Origin of the sequence: Polaromonas sp. OV174 (assembly GCF_900112285.1) — a bacterium.
Classification (GTDB): Bacteria; Pseudomonadota; Gammaproteobacteria; order Burkholderiales; family Burkholderiaceae_C; genus Polaromonas.
Map to the genome: position 1 here is coordinate 12,760 of NZ_FOKZ01000016.1, position 20,807 is coordinate 33,566.

A 20,807-nucleotide genomic window follows, 5' to 3' on the forward strand; every position below is an offset into this window, starting at 1 on the left:
ACTCAGGGGGATGGCTCATGAGAGCCACCTTTTTCTGCGTTTGTAGTGTTTGATGTCTTTGAAGCTGCGCGCCTCGCCACTGCCGCCCATGCCTAGGTAGAACTCGCGCACGTCGGGGTCGTTCGCCAGGCGTTCGGCGCTGCCGTCGATGACGATCTTGCCGTTTTCCATGATGTAGCCGCTGTGCGCCACGGCCAGTGCCACGGTGGCGTTTTGCTCGACCAGCAGCATTGAGGTGCCGCGCTCGGCGTTGATGCGGGCGATGATGGTGAAGATGTCTTCGACCAGCTTGGGACTCAGGCCCAGCGAGGGTTCGTCGAGCAGGATCAGCTGCGGCTGCGCGATCAGCGCGCGGCCTATGGCCAGCATCTGCTGCTCGCCGCCCGACAGATAACCGGCCAGGCCTTTGCGGCGCTCGTGCAGGCGCGGAAAGTAGCTGTAGACCAGGTCGAAGTCGGGCTTGATGTCCGGCCGGCCCGTGAGCGCGTAGGTGGCGGCGATCAGGTTTTCTTCGACCGTGAGATCTTCAAAAACGCGCCGCCCTTCCATCACGTGCGACAGGCCGCGCCGCACCAGCTGCTGCGGCTCCAGCCGTGCTGTGGACTGGCCGTTGAACAGCACGCTGCCGTTCTCCAGTTCGCCGTCTTCAAGCGCGAGCAGGCCCGAGATGGCCTTGAGCGTTGTTGATTTTCCCGCGCCGTTGCTGCCCAGCAGCGCCACGATCTGGCCGCGCGGCACGGCCAGCGACAGACCGCGCAGGGCCTGCACCACCTTGTTGTAGATGACCTCGATGTTGTTGACTTCGAGGACGTGGTCCGTCGCGGCGTGCTCTGTCATGGCGTTATGTGAGAGAAGACGTGTGAAATGGGCACGCTCCCCCTGCCGCCGGGCCGCCCCAAGGCAGGGCGGGCCCCCTCGGGGGGGCAGCGACCCACACGCAGTGGGGGAGCGTGGGGGCTCACAAAGCTATCCAGTCGGAGGCAGCGACCATTTTTTGCGCCTTCATGTCGGCCTTGTAGACGCGGCCCACGGGAATGGAGTTGCCCTTGATGGTGATGGGCACGCCGATCAGGCCGCCGGTGTCGAAGTCCTTGATGGTGTTGAGCGCGGCCTTGAGGTTGTCGCCCGTGAGCGGTTTGCCGGCATCGAGGCAGCGCTTGGCCGATTCGGTGAACAGCATGGCGGCGAGAAAGCCCTGGATGTAGGCCGTGCTCTGGTACTCGGGGCGCAGCGCGCGGATCTTGTCCAGCATGGGCGCTTTGGCCGAGGTGTCGTAGTAGTAGCGGTAGGGCATAACGCCCATGAAGCCGTCGCCGGCCTCGCCCATTTTCATGACGGTGGAGCTGTCCATGGTCCAGAAGGTGCCCATCCACTTGCTGGTCATGCCCATCTGCTTGCCCTGGGTGATGAACTCGGGGATGGGCGCCAGGATGTAGCCGTGGAAGATGGTGTAGTCGGGCGCAGCGCGGCGCAGCTTGATGACCTCGGTGGACACGTCCACGCTGCCGGCTGGCGTCATGATCTTCACCGGTACCGACAGGCCTAGCTTCTTGGCCAGCGCTTCGCTACTGTCGATGGGGTCGCGGCCGAACTCGGAATCGGAGTAGACGAAGGCCACCTTGGCACCGGGCTTTTCCTTGGCGATGTGCTTGAGCAGGATGCCGAACATCTCGGTGTAGTCGGGGCCGACCAGGAACTGGTGCGGGTACTTCTTCGGGTCGTTGAGTTCGGTGGCGAAGGAGGCGCCCGTCATCAGCGTGGTGCCAGTGCGCTCCAGCTCAGGGTTGATGGTTTTGGAGAAGGCGGTGGAGTCGCCGTAATAGAGGTTGACCTTGTTCTGGCTGGTGATCTTCTTGTACGCGGCCACCGACACATCGACCTTGTAGCCGGTGTCTTCGGGCACGTAGCGCAGCTTGCGGCCTTTGATGCCACCGGCATCGTTGACCATCTTCACATAGTCGCCCATGCCGAGGTTGATGCCCACGCCGGCAAAGGCGAACACGCCCGTCATGGGGATGGAGCCACCGATGACGATGTCTTCGCCGCCCGCTTGCGCGTGTGCGGCCAGGGGTGCGGCCAGCGTGGCGCCGGCTGCGAGCAGCAGCGAGCGGCGGCGCTGCGAGGTCAGGGTCTTTTGCATGCTTGTCTCCTTGTCGTTTTGCACGATCTCAATGCCTGGCAGCACCACCGCTCAATTGCGGAAGGGCCACAGGTGGAAAAAACGGCGAATGCGCCGCCACACTTCTGCGAGCCCATGCGGCTCGAACACCAGAAACCCAATGATCAACAGACCAAAAATCACGGTGCGCACGGGCGACAAAAACACCGTGAGCTCGGTGCCGCCAGGCAGCAGATCGACGACCAGCTTGAGCAGCTCGGGCACCATGGTCATGAATACCGCGCCAAGAATGGCGCCCAGGATGGTGCCCATGCCGCCGACGATGATGGCGGCGAGGAAAAAGATCGACATCAGGAGCGGAAAACTCTCGGGCGTGACGACGCGGAAAAAGTAAGCCCAGAGGCCACCCGCGACGCCGGCGTAGAACGACGACAGGCCAAACGACAGCAGCTTGTAGCGCAGCAGCGGTATGCCCAGCACCTCGGCCGAAATGTCGCGGTCGCGGATGGCGATGAAGGCCCGGCCCACGCGTGTGCGAAACAGGTTGGCGGCGCCCAGCACCATCAGCACGGTGACCGGAACGATAACCCAGTAAAGCCGGAACGAGGTATCTAGCGCCGTGCCCCAAAATCGCGCCGGCGGCAGCGTGAGTCCGGCCGTGCCGCCGGTGAAGGTGAAGTTGGCGAACAGGAAATGTGCGATGAACGATGCAGCGATGGTGGCGATGGCCAGGTACAGGCCTTTGACGCGCAGCGACGGAATGCCGACGATCAGGCCGCCCAGCATGGCGACGAAACCGCCTGCCAGGATGTTGAGCAGGAACGGCGTGCCGTAGCGGATTTCCAGCACCGCCACGGTGTAGGCGCCCAGGCCCATGAAGGCCGCCTGGCCCAGGCTTACCAGGCCGGTGTAGCCGGTGAGTATGTTGAGCCCGGTGGCGCTGGCGACGTTGATGCTGACCAGGCAGGCCAGGTAAAGCCAGTAGTCGCTGGCCATGAACGGAAACAGTAGCAGCAGTGCGGCGGCCACGGCGAGCCAGACTTTCTGCGTGAGCGAATCGAACAGCGTCGCGTCGGCGGTGTAGCTTTCCTTGAGCGTTCCGATGCGCATCAGGCCTCCCGCCGGGCCGCCCCAAGGCAGGCCTGGGCCACCTCGGGGGGCAGTGAATACACGAAGTGATGAACGTGGGGGTGCATGTTTTTAGAGCCTTTCGATTTCGCGGGTGCCGAACAGGCCGTAAGGGCGCAGCATGAGCACCACCACCAGCATGATGAAGGTGGCGAGCAGCTTGTATTCGCCGCCCAGGTAAGAGCCGGCCAGGGCTTCCACCAGGCCGATGAACAGGCCGCCTATGAGCGCGCCCAGCACGCTGTCCAGGCCGCCCACAATCACCACCACCAGCACCGACAGGCCGAACAGGCCCATCGATGAAGAAATGCCGCCAATCGAGCCGACGATGATGCCGGAAACGGCGGCGATCATGGCCGACACGACCCAGGCCAGCGAGAACACGCGCGGCACGTTGATGCCCATGGAATAGGCTGCCGCCTGATCCGAGGCCGTGGCGCGCAGCGCCACGCCGCCGCGCCAGAAGCGAAAGACGAGCAGCACCGCCGCAATGAAGACGATGGCGATCAAGGCACCGTAAAACACCTTGGGCGCGAGGAAGGCCTCGCCCACCATCACCGGTTTGGTAGGCATGAATTCGGGCAGGCGGCGCTGGTCGGCGGTCCAGATCAGTTCCACCAGGCCGACCAGCACCGAGCCCAGGCCGACGGTGACCATGAAGACCGAGATCGGTGGCTCGCCCAGCAGCGGACGGATCATGGTGCGCTCTATCACCGCGCCCAGCAGCCCAGAGCCGAGCACGGCGGCCGGAATGGCCAGCCACAGCGGTAGCGCGAACGTGGCGGCGAAGGTGAAGAACAGGTAGGCGCCGACCATCAGCAGCTCGCCGATGGCGATGTTGACCACGCGCGTGGCCTTGTAGACCATGACGAAGGCCAGCGCGGCCAGCGCATACAGGCCGCCGCTGGCCAGGCCGGTCAGGCAGATTTCAAACAGGTAGGCCCAATCCATCAGACCACTCCCGCCAGGGCCTGAAATTTCTGGCGCAGGTCGCCGACATCGCCCGAGCCCAAGTAGGCGCGAATCACCTCAGGATCGGCTTGCACAGCGGCAGGTGCGCCCTGCGCAATCACCTGGCCGAAGTTGAGCACCACCACATGGTCGGACAGGTCCATCACCATGCCCATGTCGTGCTCGACCATGAGCACGGTCACACCCCATTCGGCGCGCACGTCGAGGATGAAGCGCGCCATGTCTTCGGTTTCTTCGCGGTTCATGCCGGCGACGGGTTCGTCAAGCATCAGGATCTGCGGCTGCATGGCCAGCGCGCGGGCCATTTCAACGCGCTTTTGCAGGCCGTAGGGCAGGGCAGAAACGGGGGCGTGGCGGATATGGTCGATTTCGAGAAAGTCGATGATGCGTTCCTCGATATCGGCGCGCAGCTCGGCCTCTTCACGGCGGGCGCGGCCGAAGTAAAGCAGCGCGTCCAGCACATTGGTTTTGAGGTGGGCGTGGCGGCCTAGCTTGATGTTGTCCAGCACTGTCATGCCGCGAAACAGCGCGATGTTCTGGAAGCTGCGGCCCAGGCCCAGCTTGGCGCGCTGTGGTGCGGGCACGTGGGTGATGTCCTGGCCTTTGAAGCGGATGGAGCCCGCCGTGGGCCGGTAAAAGCCCGAGATGGTGTTGAACAGCGAGGTTTTGCCCGCACCGTTGGGGCCTATGACGGCGGTGATGGAGCCCGGGGCCACATCAAAGCCCACGCCTGCGAGCGCGCGCACGCCACCGAATGTCAGTGTGACGCCATCCACCTGCAGCAGGGGGGCGGCCGGGCCGCCGGGGGTGTTTGTCTCCATCGGTCTCTTATGCGGGTTTATGCGAACCAGAAGGGGGGTTACTCTTGCGTAAACTATTTACTTGCCAGTAGATTCTGGAATCGACTCACCAAGCCAGCATCAGGACTTACCCGGGGCCCTCATATGCCCAAGAAAACATCTGCACCTCAACCCGCCGCCACCAAGGCACTCGTATCTCCCTGGGCATCGGTGTCCGGGCGCGCGCAGCAACGGGAGGCCAAACGCCATGCCGTGCTGCAGGCAGCCGCGCAGCTGTTCAATGAGCGCGGGTTTCATGCAACGTCGCTCGATGACATTGCGGCGCGTCTGAACGTAAGCAAACCCACGCTGTATTACTACGTCAAAAGCAAGGACCAGATCCTGCTCGAGTGCGTGCGCCAGGGCCTGCAGATGATGCTCGAGGGCATAGAGGAGACGCGCAATGCCGGTGGCAAGGCCATCGATCAGCTCATGACCTGCATGAGCATTTACGCGCGCATTGTCACCATGGATTTCGGTATGTGCTTGATCCGTGTCAGCGATGAAGAGCTGCCCACGGAAAGTCGCAAGGAGTTGCGTCGGCTGAAATCTGACATTGATATGGAGTTTCGCCGTCTGGTAGCCGAAGCCGTTTCGCAAGGCTCCATCAAAGAGTGTGATCCCAAGATGACGGCTTTCCTGATTGCAGGCGCTTTGAGCTGGATTGGACGCTGGTATCAGCCTGCTGGCGAGTACCAGCCTGAAGATATTGCGGCTCAGTTCATTTCCACTCTGCGCAATGGAATTTTGCCGCGTTAGAACGAGACTGCCGCTATCAAAGGCGGTCGCAGTTCGCAGAGGTGCGGGCTAGGCCGGTGACGCTAAATAGAGAAGCTAAAGGGTGGCGGGGCAAGGTCTGGGTAACGGAGCTAGATCTCAGGCAGCCGAGACGCGATTGGACAGGCCCAGAGCTAGCCGGGCTTTGGTTGGGGAATGAGGGGCCATTAGCCCAAATCCGATTGGCCCCTTGCTTCCCAAATAGATATTGCCACCCTCAAAACCGAGCAGCAACAGGCTGTTTTATTGATTCCGCTTGCCTGCCGCCGGAGAGAAGCCCTGCGCCTTCATTCTGCGCGGCACAGATGTGGCGGCTCAATGGCAGCAAGGCTGCCGCCACTTCTGGCGATATTCAGCGCCGCACTCGTTTGGGAGAGCCTCGTTACCCTCCGCAGACTGTCGAAAATTTTTACAGAGTGGCTTATTCTGGTTTCAAAAAAATACGTAACACATTGATATAAAAGAAATTAAATGAACTGGCATTTAAATTGCTTTTTCCAGCTTGGCCGCTCATGCCGCTCTAATCACTCAGCTGGGTGTCCTGATCGACGCCTCGGTCAGCAGCACGCCGCCTTGATTCTTTAGGTGTCATGGGTGATCAGTGGCATAGCGATGCCTGCTTGTAATAGCGTTTGTGCCAAACAGGGCGTTGTCTGAAATCAATGGAAAAACGATGTTCCATTTCACAATTCGAGTGGTTTTGTATGACAACGCTACATGGGAAGACTACAAGCGGCTCGCATCCGCCTTGGCAGCGAAAAACATCACTGATGTCATCACTGCCGATGACGGTGCCAGGTACAAGCTGCCGTCCGCCGAATATCAGTGCCAGGGCGAACTAAGTGCGGAGGATGTGCGCAAGATTTGCAGCAATGCGGCGACCATGACAGGAAAGCGACACGCGGTCCTGGTCACGGCTTCTGCGGGCAGGGCATGGAGCGGTCTTAGTCGCGTCTAGCTTTGGGCTGGCTTTGGGCTCACCGACTATTTCCCTTCAAGACGCCTGATCAGCGTCTATTTGCCGGCTAGCAATTTCTCGGTAATTTCAGCCCACTCGCTGGCGTCCACTGGCGTAATCGACAGCCGATTTCCCCGCTGCAATACCCGCATCTCAGCCAGTTCCGGATGCTCCCGCAACTCCCCCAAACTGATCAATCGTGTCTTGTGCACGGCCTGCACATCCAGCAGCAGCCAGCGCGGCTTGTCGGGCGGTGACTTGGGGTCGTAATAGGGGGATGTCGGATCAAACTGCGTCGGGTCGGCTCGTGTGCCCGAGGCCACGCGTGCAATGCCGGCAATGCCCGGCTCGGGACAGCTGGAGTGGTAGAACAGCACGCCGTCGCCTACCTGCATCTCGTCGCGCATGAAGTTGCGGGCCTGGTAGTTGCGCACGCCGGTCCAGGGCACGGTGGCCTTGGGCGCGGCGAGGGCGTCGTCGATGGAACACTCGTTTGGTTCGGACTTCATCAGCCAATAGCGGGTGGGGCGGGTCATGGCCTCATTGTGGCAAAAAGAGTAGGGCAGAGCTCAAGGCGTTTGGTGCAATGCTGGGGGAATATCGCGGCCATCGATAAAACCATCTGTAAGCGTGCCAAGCACGCTGGCTGCACCTGGAGTGAACCGACGGTAAAAACTTCGATCAGGCGATAAATAGCTTCTATTTTTTGGACTCTTGCCTCATCGTTATAATTTGGCCTCGATATTTTGAAGCAATAGCTTCTTTCTTCTCCCTTTCCTCCCCCCTGGATGACTGCGGGCAGCTTGTCCGCTCCTTATCAGGCACTTGCCTGTGACGGGTTGGCTATTGGCCGAAGGCTGATGGCTCAGGCAACACGAATCAACGCTATACATGCAGCGCAAGCTGTTTTTTGAGATCAGGGCTTGACCCCAATGACACCAGAAATCATCCAACTTGACATCGCGCAGACGCTGGCCATGGCCGCCGTTTTGCTTCTCGTCGGCGAATTCGTCAAGAAGCGCTTCAGCATCCTGGAGCGCTTCTTCATTCCTGGTCCGGTCATCGGGGGCTTGATTTTCTCCATCGTGGCGCTTGTCGGCTACCAGACCCAAACCTTCGAGTTCGAGTTTTACGCCAACATCCGCAATCTGCTGATGATGGTCTTCTTCACCACCATTGGCTTTTCGGCCAGCCTGGAGTTGCTGAAGAAGGGCGGCGTCGGCGTTGCCCTGTTCCTGCTGGCCGCCACTGTGCTGGTGGTCATCCAGAATACGGCCGGAGTTGCACTGGCCGAGATGCTGGGCCTGCATCCCCTGATCGGTTTGTCGGCCGGCTCGGTGTCCCTGACGGGTGGGCACGGCACCTCCGCCGCCTTTGGGCCGATTCTTGAGCAGGCTGGCGCCACTGCCGCGCTGCCAGCGGCGATTGCCGCATCGACCTGGGGCCTGGTGGCCGGCTGCATGATTGGCGGGCCGGTGGGAACGCTGCTGATGAAGCGTTACAAGCTGAATGATCGGCCGGCAACAAGCCAGGGTATGGACTATGAAACCAACCTTGCAACCGCCCGCGAAACCAAGGTTACCAACGAGAAGACCGTGATCTACGCCGTCATGCTGATCGTGATTGCGATGGGCATAGGTAGCCTGATCGTGCCTTTCGTCAAGCGTTTCGGCCTGACGCTGCCAGCTTACATTGGCCCCATGCTGGTGGCGGCAGTGATGCGCAATGTGATTGACTGGAAGAACTTGACGCTGCCAGCCAAGCAGATAGAGGTCGCCGGCAGCATTTCATTGTCTTTCTTCTTATGCATGGCCTTGATGTCCATGAAACTCTGGGAGCTGGGCGCGATTGCCGGCCCCTTGCTGGTCATTTTGTGCGTGCAAACGGCGATCATGGGCGTCTTCGCCTACTTCGTGACCTTTAACCTGATGGGTCGGGACTATGACGCTGCCGTTCTGGCGGCGGGGCACTGCGGCTTTGGCTTGGGCGCCACGCCTAACGCGATGGCCAATATGGATGCCTTCACCGTGAAGAACGGGGCATCGGTGAAGGCTTTCTTCGTGCTGCCACTGGTGGGCGCCTTGTTCATCGACTTTGTGAACGCCACCATCATCACGGCGTTCGTCGGCATTTTCAGCTAGCGGCAGCGGCTTGCCGCCGGCCGGCTCAGCGCAGCGAGTTGTTGTCGTTGGCGAAGGCCGAGACGGCTGGCGATGAAGGTGCTGCTGCGAGCGGAGCAAGCACAGCTGCCTGCGTGGGTGCGGGTGTATCGGTGGTGGTGACGCGGCGGGCGCCGTTGAAGCGCGTTTGCCAGTAGCTCACGCCCATGCTCTCAACCCGCACTTGGGCGCCGGGCTTGGGGGAGTGTATGAATTTGCCATCACCGACATAAATGCCGACATGGCTGAACGCACGTTTTAAAGTGTTGAAAAACACCAGATCACCGGGCTGCAGGTCTTTTTTGTCTATGCTTTCGGTGGCAGCAGCCTGCTGCTCGGCCTTGCGTGGCAGCAGCAAGCCCACGCTTTGCTGGTAGATGGAACGGACAAAACCGCTGCAGTCAAAGCCGGTTTCAGCGCTGTTGCCGCCCCGTTTGTAGGGCACACCCAGGAAACCCATGGCGTTGACCACCAGTTCCGACGCCTTGTGGCTGACGTTTTGGCGGACCTGATCAATTTGTGTCAGCAGGCCTTTATCGAGCAGCAGCCTATCCATCTCGTCGCCAGAATTGCCGGGAGTTGCATGAGCACTGGCAGCCCATAGTGCGGAAACGGCAATGACGAGAGTAGGGGTAATCATTCGCATGGGCTGAAGCATACTTGATGGGCTGCTCCCAAGTCAATCCTTGTCGGCATTCAGTGCCTGCGCCAAGCTATTGATTCGTAAGGATTTATGGCCTGATGGTGCATGGTTTTCGGGAGGCAGAGCGTTAGGGGCGCTGTGTTTCCAGTAATTCAAGGAGTGAAATATGCGTGTAGGCCAATATAGACGGGCGCTAGTAGCTATTGTTTTTATAGCTTCTGGATGCCTGGGGGCCCAGGCGCAGACGGTTCGCCCGGAAATCGTGGCGACTGGCCTGCAAAACCCCTGGGCGCTGGCCTTCTTGGCCGGCGGACGTTTTCTGGTGACAGAGCGCCCCGGTCGCCTGCGCGTGGTGGAGGCTGACGGGAAACTGGGGCCGCCCATCGCTGGTCTACCTGCGATTGCCAGCGGTGGCCAGGGCGGGCTGCTGGATGTCCTGCTGGACAGTGACTTTGCCCGGAATCGCCGCCTGTATTTCTGTTTTTCTGAACCCGCGGCCAGCGGCAATGGCAACAGCACGGCGCTGGCGCGCGCCAGCCTGAGCGCGGACCAGGCCCAGCTGGAAGAGGTCAAGGTCATTTTCAGCCAGCAGCCCAAGGTCGCCAGCTCGGCGCATTTTGGCTGCCGCATCGTTGAAAGCCGGGCGCCCGGCCCGAGCGGCCAAGCTGATGGCAAGCTGTTTTTAACGCTGGGGGAGCGCTTTTCGCGCAAGGACGACGCGCAAAAGCTGGACAACCATCTCGGCAAGGTGGTGCGCATCAACAAGGACGGCTCTGTGCCCCAGGACAACCCCTTTGTCGGCAAGCCCGGTGCGCTGCCAGAGATCTGGAGTTACGGTCATCGCAATGTTCAGGGCGCCACGCTGGCGCCCGACGGCACGCTCTGGACCAACGAGCACGGGCCGCAGGGCGGAGATGAAATCAATTTACCCAAGCCCGGCGCCAACTACGGCTGGCCGGTAATCACCTATGGTGAAAACTACGGCGGCGGCAAGATTGGCGAGGGCCTGACGGCCAAGGCCGGCATGGAGCAGCCGCTGCATTACTGGGTGCCGTCGATTGCGCCCTCGGGCATGGCCTTTCTGAGCAGCGAGCGCTACGGCAAGGCCTGGCGCGGCAACCTGTTTGTCGGCTCGCTCAAGTTTGCCTATCTCGACCGTATAGAGCTGTCAGAACCTTTCGGCGGCAAGGTGGTGCGCGAAAGCAAGCTCCTCGCCGAGGTGGGAGAGCGCATTCGCGATGTGCGCCAGGGCCCGGATGGCCTGCTCTATGTGCTGACCGACAGCAGCCCCAACGGCAAGCTGATACGCCTGCTGCCCGGCAAGTGACTATTGGACTGAAGGGGCGGGCGGCTCTGCGGCGGCAATGAGGTCGATTTCGACCGAGGCGTTTTTGGGGAGCTGAAATACACCTACCGAGGTGCGCGTATGAACGCCGGCCGGGCCCAACACGGCATACAGCACCTCGGATGCGCCATCGGCGACCTCACTTTGCTGGGTGAAGTCTTGCGCGCATTGAATGTAGACCGAAATTCTAAGAATGTGTTTCACGCGCTCCAGGCTGCCCAGGCTTTGCCGCAGCAGCGCCAGTGCCCGCATGACGCAGACCTTGGCCGCCAGTTGGGCCTGAACCAGCGAAACCTCAGCTCCGACGCGGCCGGTGACGACCACGGTGCTGCCGACACGTGGAATCTGGCCGCTGACGTAGACCTGATCGCCGTGCTGCACGGTGGAGGTGTAATTTCCGCCTTTCTGTATCTCTCCTTCGAAGCTGTAGCCGAGCGTGGCTGCTATGGCGGCAAAGCGGGCGTCGCGTGAATTTTCCATGGGGGCTGGGTTCCTAATATGACTAGCGTTTGAGTGAGGTGGCGATGCGGGGAGCTTTCGGCAGGCTTTGCCAGCATGTTGACCAATAGCCGATCACCATCCTGGGGAAAAGTCGCCAGCGGCCTATTCAGGCGGGGGCTTTCATGCGCAGCAGTCCCAGCCCCAACAGGCCAAAGGCGCCACCGCAGATGCGGTTGAACAGGCGAGCCCGCGGGGCTGCGCCCAACCAGCGATGGGCGTTGCGCGCCAGCAGCACGTAGGCGACATGGGAGCTCAGCACGCAAGCGGTGAAGGCCGTGGTGAGCGCCAGGAACTGCGGCAGTACCGGTGCCTGGGGGCGTATGAACTGGGGAAACAGCGCCGTGAAAAACAGAATGCTTTTGGGATTGGTCAGTGCCACCAGCAGGCCCTGGCGGAACAGGGCGGCATTGGTTTTTTCGGTCTGTGCTTCGGTGGGCAAGGCCTTGTCGAACATCGATGTCTTGCTGGTCCACTGGCGGTAGCCCAGGTACATCAGATACAGCGCGCCCAGGGTTTTCAGCACGGCAAACAGCCAGGCCGAGGTGTGCAGCAAGGTGCCCAGGCCCGCCATGGCCGCGCCCGATACGGTGAACACGCCCAGCACATTGCCGGCGGAGCTGCACATCGTTTTGCGTGGCCCCCAGGCGACGGCGTTGGAGACGGCCAGCAAGGTGCCGGGTCCCGGGCTGAAGGCGGTGACCAGCGAGATGGTGAAGAACAGGAGCCAGGTGGAGGTGGTCATGGGTGCAGTGCTGAAGTGAAAACAGGCGAGGCTGAAAAGCGGAAGTGAAATTTACCCTAATTCAGGCAGGTCCGGCGCCGCGCAGCCGGGCGCGTGCCATTCTGGCGCTGGCGAGCAGGCCGGCCCGCAGCGCCTTGCAGGCCTTGCCCAGGGCTTGCGCCAGCGTGGCGTCTGCCTGGCGCTGCATCAGATGCAGCGTGGCCCCCTGCGGGCCCGCCTTCAGCGTGACCCAGCCGCTCTCGGCGAGCGTGTGCATCTGCCCCGGCTCCAGCGGCGTTGTGGCGCGGCAAACCTGCTCACCCAGCCAGCCGGGCGTGCTGGTCAGCAGCAAGCGGCCCGAGTGGCTGATCAGGGCGCTGCCTGCGCGGGTTTGAATGTGCAGGGATTCGTTGGCTCCGAGTTGGAGCCGCTGGCTATGGTTCAGGTGGTGCTCGGCTTTCATGGCGGGTTTCGGTGGATCCAGGTGCAGGTGATGAGGAATGCCGCAAGCTTAGAACGCAGCCATTTTTTGCGACAGATGCAATTGAGGCCTTTCTGTATCGCTACAGAATCCAGTTAAGCCATCTGTTATGGTCCGATTTCGTCCCATCTGTGTCTGTGTCGCAGCGCTCTCTTGATTGATCATCGGTCTATGGACCCGCAACCGCTTTACCTGCAACTCTCCGGCCACTATCGCCAGGCAATCCACTCAGGCGTTTTACTGCCCGGCCAGCGCATGCCATCGGTCAGGGCCTTGACGCGCTTGCATCAGGTCAGCCTGTCTACCGCCGTGCAAGCCTGCCACCGGCTGGAAGACGAGGGCTGGCTGGAGGCGCGGCCGCGCTCGGGTTACTTTGTGCTCAAGCGCCGCAGCATGGATTTGGCGCCGCTCACCGAGCCGGAACCGGGCCGTACGCTGGACCCGGCCCAGTATGTGGGGATTCACGACCGGGTGTCGGACTACGTGAGCAAGTGCGAGCGCTATCCGCTGACCCACAATCTGGCCGCCGCCTATTGCGCGCCCGAGATGTATCCGGCCGAGGCCCTGAAGAACGAGGCGGTTAGAGCCTTGCGTCAGCAGCCCCATTTGCTGGTGAGCGCGGTGGCCGCCTCCGGCGACTCCCCCTTGCACGCCGTGCTGGCGCGGCGTGCATTGGCCCAGGGCATGCAGCTGTCGAGCGATGACATCGTCGTCACGCATGGCTGCATAGAGGCGCTCAATATTGCGCTGCGCGCCGTGACCCTGCCGGGCGACACGGTGGCGGTGGAGTCGCCCAGTTATTACGGCTTGCTGCAGGTGCTGGAAAGCCTGGGCTTGCGGGCGCTGGAAATCCCCACCAGCCCGACGCTGGGCATATCGGTGGAGGCGCTGGAGCTGGCTTTTCAGACCCAGCAGCGGGTCAAGGCCGTGGTGGTGATGCCCAATCTTCACAACCCGCTGGGCTGCGTGATGCGGGATGGCGACAAGGAGCGGCTGGTCAGGCTTTGCGAGCGCCAGCAGGTCGCGCTGATAGAAGACGACACCTATGGCGCCCTGGGCGCCGACGATGTGCCGCTCAAGGCGGCCAAGGCCTGGGACCGCCATGGCTACGTGATTTATTGCGCCTCGCTGCGCAAGACCCTGGCGCCTGGCTTGCGTTTGGGCTGGATGACGGGCGGGCGCTGGCATGCCCGGATTCAGATGCTGAAGTATGCGCAAAGCCGCAGCAACGAGGCGCTGGCGCAGATCGCCGTGGCCAAGTTCATGGGCTCCAGCGCCTATGACCGCCATTTGTCGCGCCTGCGCCGTCAGCTCAATGCGCAGCGCGAGCAGACGGCCGACGCCATTGCGGCCTCGTTTCCGGCCGGAACCCGGCTCACGGTGCCGCGCGGCAGCATGATGCTTTGGGTGGAGTTGCCCTCGGGCACCTCGGCGTCGGCGGTGTTTGACGCGGCCTTGCTGCAAGGCATACGGGTGGCGCCCGGCGCCATGTTTTCCAACTCCAGCCGCTACGACCATTTCTTGCGCATCAGCTGCGGCTATCCCTTTACCAAAGAGGCTGCGGACAGCCTGCGCACCTTGGCGGCCATCACGGCGCAGCATGTGCCCAAGGATTGATGCTCAGCCCGATTTTTTAAGCGTTTCAGGCCTCTAGCCCTTTGTTCTAGGGCGCAAGGCGCTATTTATTTGATAGTAATTCCAGAGCAGGCATGGCCGGCCTCAGACGGCCGACACCGCCTGCTGGCCGCGCTTGACGAAGAACAGGCCGGCGCCCACGGCCATCAGCAGGCCGCCAAACAGGCGGTTTTGCCATTTGATGGCCTGGGCGTTTTTGAACAGCGTCTGCAGGCGGCTGGCGGCAAAGGCATAGCCGTGCATCACCACCAGATCCACGGTCACAGAGGTCAGCGCCATCAGCAGCAACTGCAGCCAGAGCGGACGGCTGGGGCTGATGAACTGCGGCAGCACCGCCACCATGAACAAAATGCCCTTGGGGTTGGTCACATTGGTCAGAAAGCCGGTGAGAAAGCGCCGACGCGCCGACAGCATGTTCACGTTGGAGGGGGCTCCGGTTTCATCGGGCGTGAGCGCCGCCGAGGAACGCCACTGCGACCAGCCTATGTAAATCAGGTAGCCGGCGCCCAGAATCTTGACCAGGCTAAAAGCCAGTTCAGACGCGATCAGCAGCGAGCCGACACCGGCGCCGGCGATGATCAGAATCACCAGCAGGCCGGCTTGCAGCCCGACGATGGTGGCCTGGGTGCGCCGCACGCCATAGCTCAGGCCGTGGCTCATGGCCAGCACCGCACCCGAGCCGGGCGAGATGGCTATCAGGATAGAGGCGAAGAAAAAAGCGGTCCAGGTATGAAGATCCATGATGTGTGCGTACGGGCGTGAGGCTAAAACGGAAGACCGCCATCCTAACGTCATTGCGGCAGCCCGCCGTTATCATGGCCGAATGAATTCAATGGCCTCCTGGCAACGTTTGCTGGCTCAAACCGGCCGCGCCGCGCAGCAGTGGCTCATCGAGTGGTGGCAACTGGTGCACCTGGGCGCGGTGATCATGGTGCTGGTCCTGTCGCCTTCGAGCTACCGGCGTGACAACCGCGCGCTGCTGGCCCGGCACATCTATGTCAACACCGCGCCGATTCTGCTGGGCTTTACCGTGCTCTGCGCACTGGTCACGGTGGTCATTACACGCATCGTGCTGGTCACGGCGCTGAGCTACGGCCTGTCGCAATACGCGCTGCAGGTGGTGATACGCGTGCTGGTGCTGGAGCTGATTCCCCTGACGGCGGCGCTCTTCGTGGCGCTGCGCTGCACCATTCCCGATGGCGCCGAACTCACGGCCATGCAGGCCAGCGGCGAGCTTGACGCCATGCGTCAGCGCGGCCAGGATCCGGTGCGACGCGAGGTCTTGCCGCGCGTGGTGGCCGGTCTGTTTTCGGGCATTACGCTGGCGGTGCTGAGTTGCGTGGTGGCGCTGGTGGTGGCTTATCTGGCGGTCTACGGCTTCAATGTGTCTGGGCTGCCAATCTATACCCGCTTGTTTGGCCAGGTGTTCAGTCCTGCCGTGACCCTGATTTTTGTCCTCAAGACCTTGTTTTTCTGCCTTGCCGTCTCCCTGATTCCCATGGCATCGGCGCTTTACGGCCTGTCTGGCATGCATGACAACAGCGTGCGTACCAGTGCCGAGCTGCGCGGGCTGGTACGCATGTTTGCGGTGATTTTGCTGATTGAAGTGGCCTCGCTGGTCGGCAACTACTATTGACCTCTTTCAAACCGTACCACCATGAGTTCTCCTCAAGACCCTTCAGATCCTTCGGACCCGTTGTCGCCGCCAGCCGCTGCCAGGACGGACAACCTGGAGCTCAAGGCCAGGCTGCTGCTGCTCTTCATGCTGCTGCTGATCTGCGGCTCGGCGCTCTTCGTGCTCTACGCCCGGGGCGCGTTTGATGCCACCCAGCGGCTGGTGCTGGTGGCAGAGGACTCCGAGGGTGTGGTGGTTGGCATGGACCTGACGTTTTCCGGCTTTCCGATTGGCCGGGTGCAGCGCATCGAACTGGCCGAAGACGGCAAGGCCCGTATCCTGGTGGATGTGGCTAGCAAGGATGCCCACTGGCTGCGCACCACCAGCGTTTTCACGCTGGTCAAGGGCATTGTGGGCGGCACCAACATCCGCGCCTACACTGGCGTGCTGACCGACCCATTGCTGCCCGATGGCGCGGTGCGCAACGTGTTGCAAGGCGATGCCAGCGCGGAAATCCCCAAGGTGATTGCCGCCGCCAAAGACCTGATCGAAAACCTCAACAACCTGACCGGCAGCAGCGGCTCCGTCGGCGCCAGCCTGGCCAATCTGCAGACCCTGACCGAGCGACTCAACGGCCCCGGCGGCGCGCTCACCGTGCTGCTGGGCAGCGAAGCCGAAGCGAAAAAGTTCTCCGCCACGCTGGATCGAACCAACGCGCTGCTGGCCAAGGTAGACGGCATGGCAGCCAAGGCCGACACCCAGGTGTTTGGCGAGAAGGGCGTGATGCCCGAAACGCGCGCCACCATCGTCCAGCTCAACGCCATGCTGGGCGAGGCGCGCGGCAGCCTGAAACGGGTTGATGCCGTGCTGCAGGATGCCCAGGCCATCAGCGCCAACGCCAAAGACGCCACGGCCGACCTGGGCGCCCTGCGCGCCGATGTTGAGGCCAATCTGCGCAAGGTGGAAGGCCTGATCAATGACATCAGCCGCAAATGGCCTTTTGCCAAGGACGCCAAGGATGCGGAGATGAAACTGCCATGAGCCGCGCCATCAAACTCATTCTTTCGCTCTCAGCCCTTGTGCTGTTCGGCGCCTGCGCCAGCGGCCCCAAGCCGCCCGACTGGCAAGTCGAAGCCAAGGGCTCCATGGAGCGTTCGGTGACCGCTTACATGGAGGGCAATAGCCGGGTCGAGATGGCCGAGTTGCAACGCGCACGCAGCCAGCTCTCGAGCACCGGCCGCGCCGATCTGCTGGCCACGGCCGAGCTGCTGCACTGCGCCGGCCGCGTCGCCGCCCTGGTGTTTGAGCCCTGCGCCGGTTTTGACAAGCTGCGCCAGGACAGCACCGCCGCGCAACAGGCCTATGCCGACTACCTGCGCGGCCAGTTGCCGCCGCAAGGCATTGCCCTGTTGCCCGAGCCGCAGCGCGCCGCTGCTGGCGGCAGTGCAGCGGCAGTTCAGGGCATCGCTGATCCGCTGTCGCAACTGGTGGCGGCCGGCGTGCTGTTCCAGAAAGGCCAGGCCAGCCCGGCCGTGGTGCAGCAGGCGGTAGATACCGCCTCTGCGCAAGGCTGGCGCCGCCCCCTGCTGGCCTGGCTGAACGTGCAGGCGCAGCTGGCGGAGAAGGGCGGCGACGGCGAGGAAGCTGCCCGCTTGCGCCGGCGCATAGCGCTCACCCAGGGCCAGGCGAATGCGGCCAAGAAAAACCTTGATTATTTATGAAAAAAGTGCCGCCAGCCCTTTAACTCTATGCGCAAGTAGCTATTGTTTTGATAGTGATTGCCGGGAGCTGGGCTGACAGGCTGGTGTTTAGGTTTTTGGTGCCAGGAAAGTTTCAGACATGAATTTTGGAAAAACCACCCCCATCCTTCGGATGTTCGACGAAGCCAAGGCCAAGGAGTTCTACATCGATTTCCTGGGCTTCAAGCTCGATTGGGAGCACCGCTTCGAGGCGGACCTGCCGCTGTACATGCAAATCTCAAAGGGCGACTGTCTCATCCATTTGTCAGAGCATCATGGAGACTGCAGCCCGGGCGCCGCGCTCAGAATTGAATGCAACGAACTGGAGGCGTTTCAACAACAGCTGCTGGCCAAGAGCTACAAGTACGCGCGGCCTGGCATAGAAGACATGCCCTGGGGCAGCAAAGATATGTCCATTCGCGATCCCTTCGGCAACAGACTGACGTTTACCAGCGCTATCAGCACCTGAGCAGTCCAGGGGATCCCCCTCAAGGGCAAGAAGCTGAGCACTGACGGTTTCGCCTTCCTCCACCAACGATGTACCCACAGGTTTTGAATTTTGAGTTACTCCCTGACCCTTTACGCCTACGAAGACGCCACCGACCAGGAGCGCCGGGATGCCGAGAAGCGCTTTCGCAAGGCGCTCGATGAAACGCTGGGCGACGCCAGCCTGGTGCTTCCGGTTTACCAGGCCTATCGCCGCATCGTCTCCATTTACGGTGAAGCGCCAGCGCCAGATACGCTGACGGACGCCGAGCAGCAAATCCTTGACCAGTGGCAGGCGGCCGAAACGGCGGCCGTCACGGCGGCCTTTGGGCCGAATCGTTACATGGGCGAGGCTCAGTTCGAAATTGGGGCTTAAAAAGGCCTCCAGCCCTTTGTAGATGAGCGCCGACAGCTATCAAAAACATAGTTGATGCTGGCGCTCCCGGAGCATCTCATTCATCTTTGCTCGGCGGCTTGCCCTTGCCCAGCAGCGAGCCCAGCAAGTCCATGGGCAGGGGAAACACAATCGTCGAGGCGCGGTCGCCAGCGACCTGCGTCATGGTCTGCAGGTAGCGCAGCTGCATGGCTTCGGGCTGCCGGGCCAGCATTTGGGCGGCTTCTAGCAGCGCGGCGGCGGCCTGTTTTTCGCCCTCGGCGTGGATCACCTTGGCGCGGCGTTCGCGTTCGGCTTCGGCCTGGCGGGCGATGGCGCGCACCATGGATTCATTCAGATCGATGTCCTTGATCTCGACGTTGGTGACCTTGATACCCCAGCCGTCGGTCTGCGCGTCCAGGATGCGCTGGATGTCGACGTTGAGGCGTTCGCGTTCGGCCAGCATTTCATCGAGTTCATGCTTGCCCAGCACCACGCGCAAGGTGGTTTGCGCCAGCTGGCTGGTAGCCATGAGGTAGTTTTCGACCTGGATGATGGCTTTTTGCGGATCGATGATGCGAAAGAAAAGCACCGCGCTGACCTTGACCGAGACGTTGTCGCGCGAAATCACGTCCTGCGGGTCCACATTCATGGTCACCACGCGCAAGTCAACACGCACCATTTTTTGCAGCGCCGGAATCAAGAGCACCAGCCCCGGACCCTTGACCTTCCAGAAGCGCCCGAGCTGAAACACCACGGCGCGCTCGTATTCGCGCAGTATGCGTATGGTGTTCACCGCCAGCACGACAAACAGGACTAGCAGCGGGATCAGCACGCTGCCCAGGCCGAGGTTGAAACCGGGATTCATGGCGTCGCTCCTTGTGGTTGGGCTGCTGTTGATGCGGTATCAAGCTGAACGTCCAGCGTCAGCCCGTGCAGGCCGATCACCCGTATGCGTTGGCCGCTTGCCAGCGGCTGCCTACTGCTGACGCGCCAGCGCTCGCCTTGCACCTGCGCCCAGATTTCGCCCTGGCCGACCTCCAGCACCTGGCCAGGGGCGCCGACCATGACTTCGCGGCCGCTGACCACAGGCCGCCGGCGCGCCTTCATGGCCATGCCGCAGCCCAGCAAAATGACGGCGGCCGAAGTGGCGGCCAGCGCCAAGATCAGCGGCAACGGAACACCAAAGCCGGGCGCGTCATGGTCAAACAGCAAAATGCCGCCGGCAATGAAGGCAATCACGCCGCCCACACCGAAGGCGCCAAAACTGGGGGACAGCACTTCGGCCACCAGCAGGCCTATGCCGAACAGCAGCAGCGCCAGCCCGGCGTAGTTCACCGGCAGCAGCTGCAGCGCAAACAGGCCTAGAAACAGGCAGATCGCACCGGCCACACCCGCCAGGCCAAAGCTGGGCGCCGAAAACTCGAAGATCAGGCCGTAGATGCCAATCATCATCAGGATCAAGGCCAGGGCCGGATTGGCGATCACCGACAGCAGACGCTGGCGCCAGTCGGGCGGCCGGGTTTCAAAGGCCAGGCCGCGCGTTGCCAGCGTCGCCTCGGCGCCCCGCAGGCGTACCGTGCGACCATCGATCTGGCTCAGCAGGTCGGGCAAATCCTTGGCCACCACGTCTATCACCTTGGCTTGCAGCGCCTCGCTGGCCGTCAGGGTGGCGGCCTCGCGCACTGCACGCTCGGCCCAGTCGGCATTGCGTCCGCGCAACTGCGCCAGCCCGCGTATGAAGGCGGTGGCATCGTTGACCTGTTTGGCGGCCATGGGGTCGGGCGGGCCGGCTGAGGGCTTGCCCTCGGCCTTGTCCGTCTCCGTGCCAGGGGGCTTTTCGCGTGGCATGCCCGGCATGCCCAGGGCCACCGGTGTGGCCGCGCCCAGCGTGGTGGCCGGGGCCATGGCGGCAATGTGGGCCGCATAAAGAATATAGGTGCCGGCGCTGGCGGCGCGCGCGCCTTCGGGGCGCACATAAACCGCCACCGGCACGGGAGACGCCAAAATCGCCTGAATGATTTGCCGCATCGAGCTGTCAAGGCCGCCCGGGGTGTCGAGCTCTATGACCACCAGCGGTGCGCCGCTGCTTTCGGCCTTGCGTAGGCCACGAATCAGGTAGTCGGCGCTGGCCGGGCCTATGGCGTCTTGCAGTGTCAGCACCAGCACGGGGCTGGCGCTGACGGCAGGCAATGCCAGCGCCAGCAGTAGCAGGGCCAGCAGCAACACCAACAACAGGTGCCAGCCCCGCTTGCCATGGCGCATGGCCGCTATCAACCGGCCCGGTCGCAAGCTGCGCGCAGATGCCATGAAGAC

Annotated in this window: 23 protein-coding genes; 10 read left to right on the forward strand and 13 right to left on the reverse strand. The window is 62.1% G+C overall.

The genetic code is table 11. The features are described from left to right. Window positions 1–15: 15 nt before the first annotated feature. The 5 genes from BM160_RS14575 to BM160_RS14595 all read right to left on the reverse strand — a co-directional run bounded on the left by BM160_RS14575 (window position 16) and on the right by BM160_RS14595 (window position 5,040). Complete coding sequence (locus tag BM160_RS14575) at window positions 16–837, reverse strand: ABC transporter ATP-binding protein (protein ID WP_092006887.1); 822 nt, start codon at window positions 835–837, stop codon at window positions 16–18. Between the two features lie 121 nt (window positions 838–958). Next, window positions 959–2,140, reverse strand: coding sequence for an ABC transporter substrate-binding protein (locus BM160_RS14580; protein ID WP_092006993.1), 1,182 nt, complete (start codon window positions 2,138–2,140; stop codon window positions 959–961). A 51-nt stretch (window positions 2,141–2,191) separates the two neighbouring features. Next, window positions 2,192–3,229 (reverse strand): branched-chain amino acid ABC transporter permease, encoded by a 1,038-nt coding sequence (locus BM160_RS14585; protein WP_092006889.1) that lies wholly within the window; start codon window positions 3,227–3,229, stop codon window positions 2,192–2,194. A 90-nt stretch (window positions 3,230–3,319) separates the two neighbouring features. Further along, window positions 3,320–4,198: a branched-chain amino acid ABC transporter permease gene (locus BM160_RS14590; RefSeq protein WP_092006891.1), complete on the reverse strand. Its 879-nt coding sequence runs from the start codon at window positions 4,196–4,198 to the stop codon at window positions 3,320–3,322. Further along, entirely contained in the window at window positions 4,198–5,040 is an 843-nt protein-coding gene (locus tag BM160_RS14595) for an ABC transporter ATP-binding protein (RefSeq protein WP_092006893.1), read from the reverse strand. The genes BM160_RS14590 and BM160_RS14595 overlap by 1 nt, the downstream gene beginning before the upstream one ends. A gap of 123 nt (window positions 5,041–5,163) precedes the next feature. On the opposite strand from BM160_RS14595, the gene BM160_RS14600 reads away from it, so the two are divergent. Together BM160_RS14600 and BM160_RS14605 are read left to right on the forward strand one after the other, a co-directional pair. Next, on the forward strand, window positions 5,164–5,817 hold the full coding sequence (locus BM160_RS14600; protein ID WP_092006894.1) for a TetR/AcrR family transcriptional regulator: 654 nt from the start codon (window positions 5,164–5,166) through the stop codon (window positions 5,815–5,817). 667 nt (window positions 5,818–6,484) lie between these two features. Continuing rightward, complete coding sequence (locus BM160_RS14605) at window positions 6,485–6,793, forward strand: hypothetical protein (protein ID WP_143093268.1); 309 nt, start codon at window positions 6,485–6,487, stop codon at window positions 6,791–6,793. 56 nt (window positions 6,794–6,849) lie between these two features. On the opposite strand, the gene BM160_RS14610 is transcribed toward BM160_RS14605, so the two are convergent. Beyond that, window positions 6,850–7,329 (reverse strand): EVE domain-containing protein, encoded by a 480-nt coding sequence (locus tag BM160_RS14610; RefSeq protein WP_092006898.1) that lies wholly within the window; start codon window positions 7,327–7,329, stop codon window positions 6,850–6,852. A gap of 396 nt (window positions 7,330–7,725) precedes the next feature. Between BM160_RS14610 and gltS the strand changes: the two genes are divergently transcribed. Further along, entirely contained in the window at window positions 7,726–8,934 is a 1,209-nt protein-coding gene (gene gltS, locus BM160_RS14615; protein ID WP_092006900.1) for a sodium/glutamate symporter, read from the forward strand. A gap of 25 nt (window positions 8,935–8,959) precedes the next feature. Here gltS and BM160_RS14620 read toward each other — a convergent pair whose 3' ends face one another. After that, complete coding sequence (locus BM160_RS14620) at window positions 8,960–9,598, reverse strand: C40 family peptidase (RefSeq protein ID WP_092006994.1); 639 nt, start codon at window positions 9,596–9,598, stop codon at window positions 8,960–8,962. A gap of 163 nt (window positions 9,599–9,761) precedes the next feature. Between BM160_RS14620 and BM160_RS14625 the strand changes: the two genes are divergently transcribed. Continuing rightward, on the forward strand, window positions 9,762–10,922 hold the full coding sequence (locus BM160_RS14625; RefSeq protein WP_092006901.1) for a PQQ-dependent sugar dehydrogenase: 1,161 nt from the start codon (window positions 9,762–9,764) through the stop codon (window positions 10,920–10,922). On the opposite strand, the gene BM160_RS14630 is transcribed toward BM160_RS14625, so the two are convergent. The 3 genes from BM160_RS14630 to BM160_RS14640 form a co-directional block, all read right to left on the reverse strand. Further along, a complete protein-coding gene (locus BM160_RS14630) occupies window positions 10,923–11,420 on the reverse strand; it encodes a RidA family protein (protein WP_092006903.1) in 498 nt (165 codons plus the stop codon). Window positions 11,421–11,547: 127 nt separating this feature from the next. Continuing rightward, window positions 11,548–12,183: a LysE family translocator gene (locus BM160_RS14635; protein ID WP_092006905.1), complete on the reverse strand. Its 636-nt coding sequence runs from the start codon at window positions 12,181–12,183 to the stop codon at window positions 11,548–11,550. A 61-nt stretch (window positions 12,184–12,244) separates the two neighbouring features. Next, on the reverse strand, window positions 12,245–12,625 hold the full coding sequence (locus BM160_RS14640) for a hypothetical protein (protein ID WP_092006907.1): 381 nt from the start codon (window positions 12,623–12,625) through the stop codon (window positions 12,245–12,247). A gap of 189 nt (window positions 12,626–12,814) precedes the next feature. Here BM160_RS14640 and BM160_RS14645 point away from each other — a divergent pair, with 189 nt between their 5' ends. Then, entirely contained in the window at window positions 12,815–14,260 is a 1,446-nt protein-coding gene (locus BM160_RS14645) for an aminotransferase-like domain-containing protein (RefSeq protein WP_092006909.1), read from the forward strand. 102 nt (window positions 14,261–14,362) lie between these two features. Here BM160_RS14645 and BM160_RS14650 read toward each other — a convergent pair whose 3' ends face one another. Further along, window positions 14,363–15,019 (reverse strand): LysE family transporter, encoded by a 657-nt coding sequence (locus BM160_RS14650; protein ID WP_092006910.1) that lies wholly within the window; start codon window positions 15,017–15,019, stop codon window positions 14,363–14,365. Between the two features lie 82 nt (window positions 15,020–15,101). Here BM160_RS14650 and BM160_RS14655 point away from each other — a divergent pair, with 82 nt between their 5' ends. The 5 genes from BM160_RS14655 to BM160_RS14675 all read left to right on the forward strand — a co-directional run bounded on the left by BM160_RS14655 (window position 15,102) and on the right by BM160_RS14675 (window position 18,494). After that, window positions 15,102–15,914, forward strand: a complete 813-nt coding sequence (locus BM160_RS14655) for an MlaE family ABC transporter permease (protein WP_092006912.1) — start codon at window positions 15,102–15,104, stop codon at window positions 15,912–15,914. A 21-nt stretch (window positions 15,915–15,935) separates the two neighbouring features. Continuing rightward, window positions 15,936–16,934, forward strand: coding sequence for an MlaD family protein (locus BM160_RS14660; RefSeq protein ID WP_092006914.1), 999 nt, complete (start codon window positions 15,936–15,938; stop codon window positions 16,932–16,934). After that, on the forward strand, window positions 16,931–17,614 hold the full coding sequence (locus BM160_RS14665; protein WP_092006916.1) for a hypothetical protein: 684 nt from the start codon (window positions 16,931–16,933) through the stop codon (window positions 17,612–17,614). Before BM160_RS14660 ends, BM160_RS14665 begins: the two co-directional genes overlap by 4 nt. A gap of 118 nt (window positions 17,615–17,732) precedes the next feature. Continuing rightward, entirely contained in the window at window positions 17,733–18,101 is a 369-nt protein-coding gene (locus BM160_RS14670; protein WP_092006918.1) for a glyoxalase superfamily protein, read from the forward strand. A 90-nt stretch (window positions 18,102–18,191) separates the two neighbouring features. Next, window positions 18,192–18,494 (forward strand): hypothetical protein, encoded by a 303-nt coding sequence (locus BM160_RS14675; RefSeq protein WP_092006919.1) that lies wholly within the window; start codon window positions 18,192–18,194, stop codon window positions 18,492–18,494. A gap of 76 nt (window positions 18,495–18,570) precedes the next feature. Here BM160_RS14675 and BM160_RS14680 read toward each other — a convergent pair whose 3' ends face one another. Together BM160_RS14680 and BM160_RS14685 are read right to left on the reverse strand one after the other, a co-directional pair. Beyond that, on the reverse strand, window positions 18,571–19,359 hold the full coding sequence (locus tag BM160_RS14680) for a slipin family protein (protein ID WP_092006921.1): 789 nt from the start codon (window positions 19,357–19,359) through the stop codon (window positions 18,571–18,573). Next, the gene (locus tag BM160_RS14685; protein WP_218156620.1) at window positions 19,356–20,801 is read right to left on the reverse strand and encodes an NfeD family protein; all 1,446 of its coding nucleotides are present in this window, start codon (window positions 20,799–20,801) and stop codon (window positions 19,356–19,358) included. Before BM160_RS14685 ends, BM160_RS14680 begins: the two co-directional genes overlap by 4 nt. Between the last annotated feature and the right edge of the window lie 6 nt (window positions 20,802–20,807).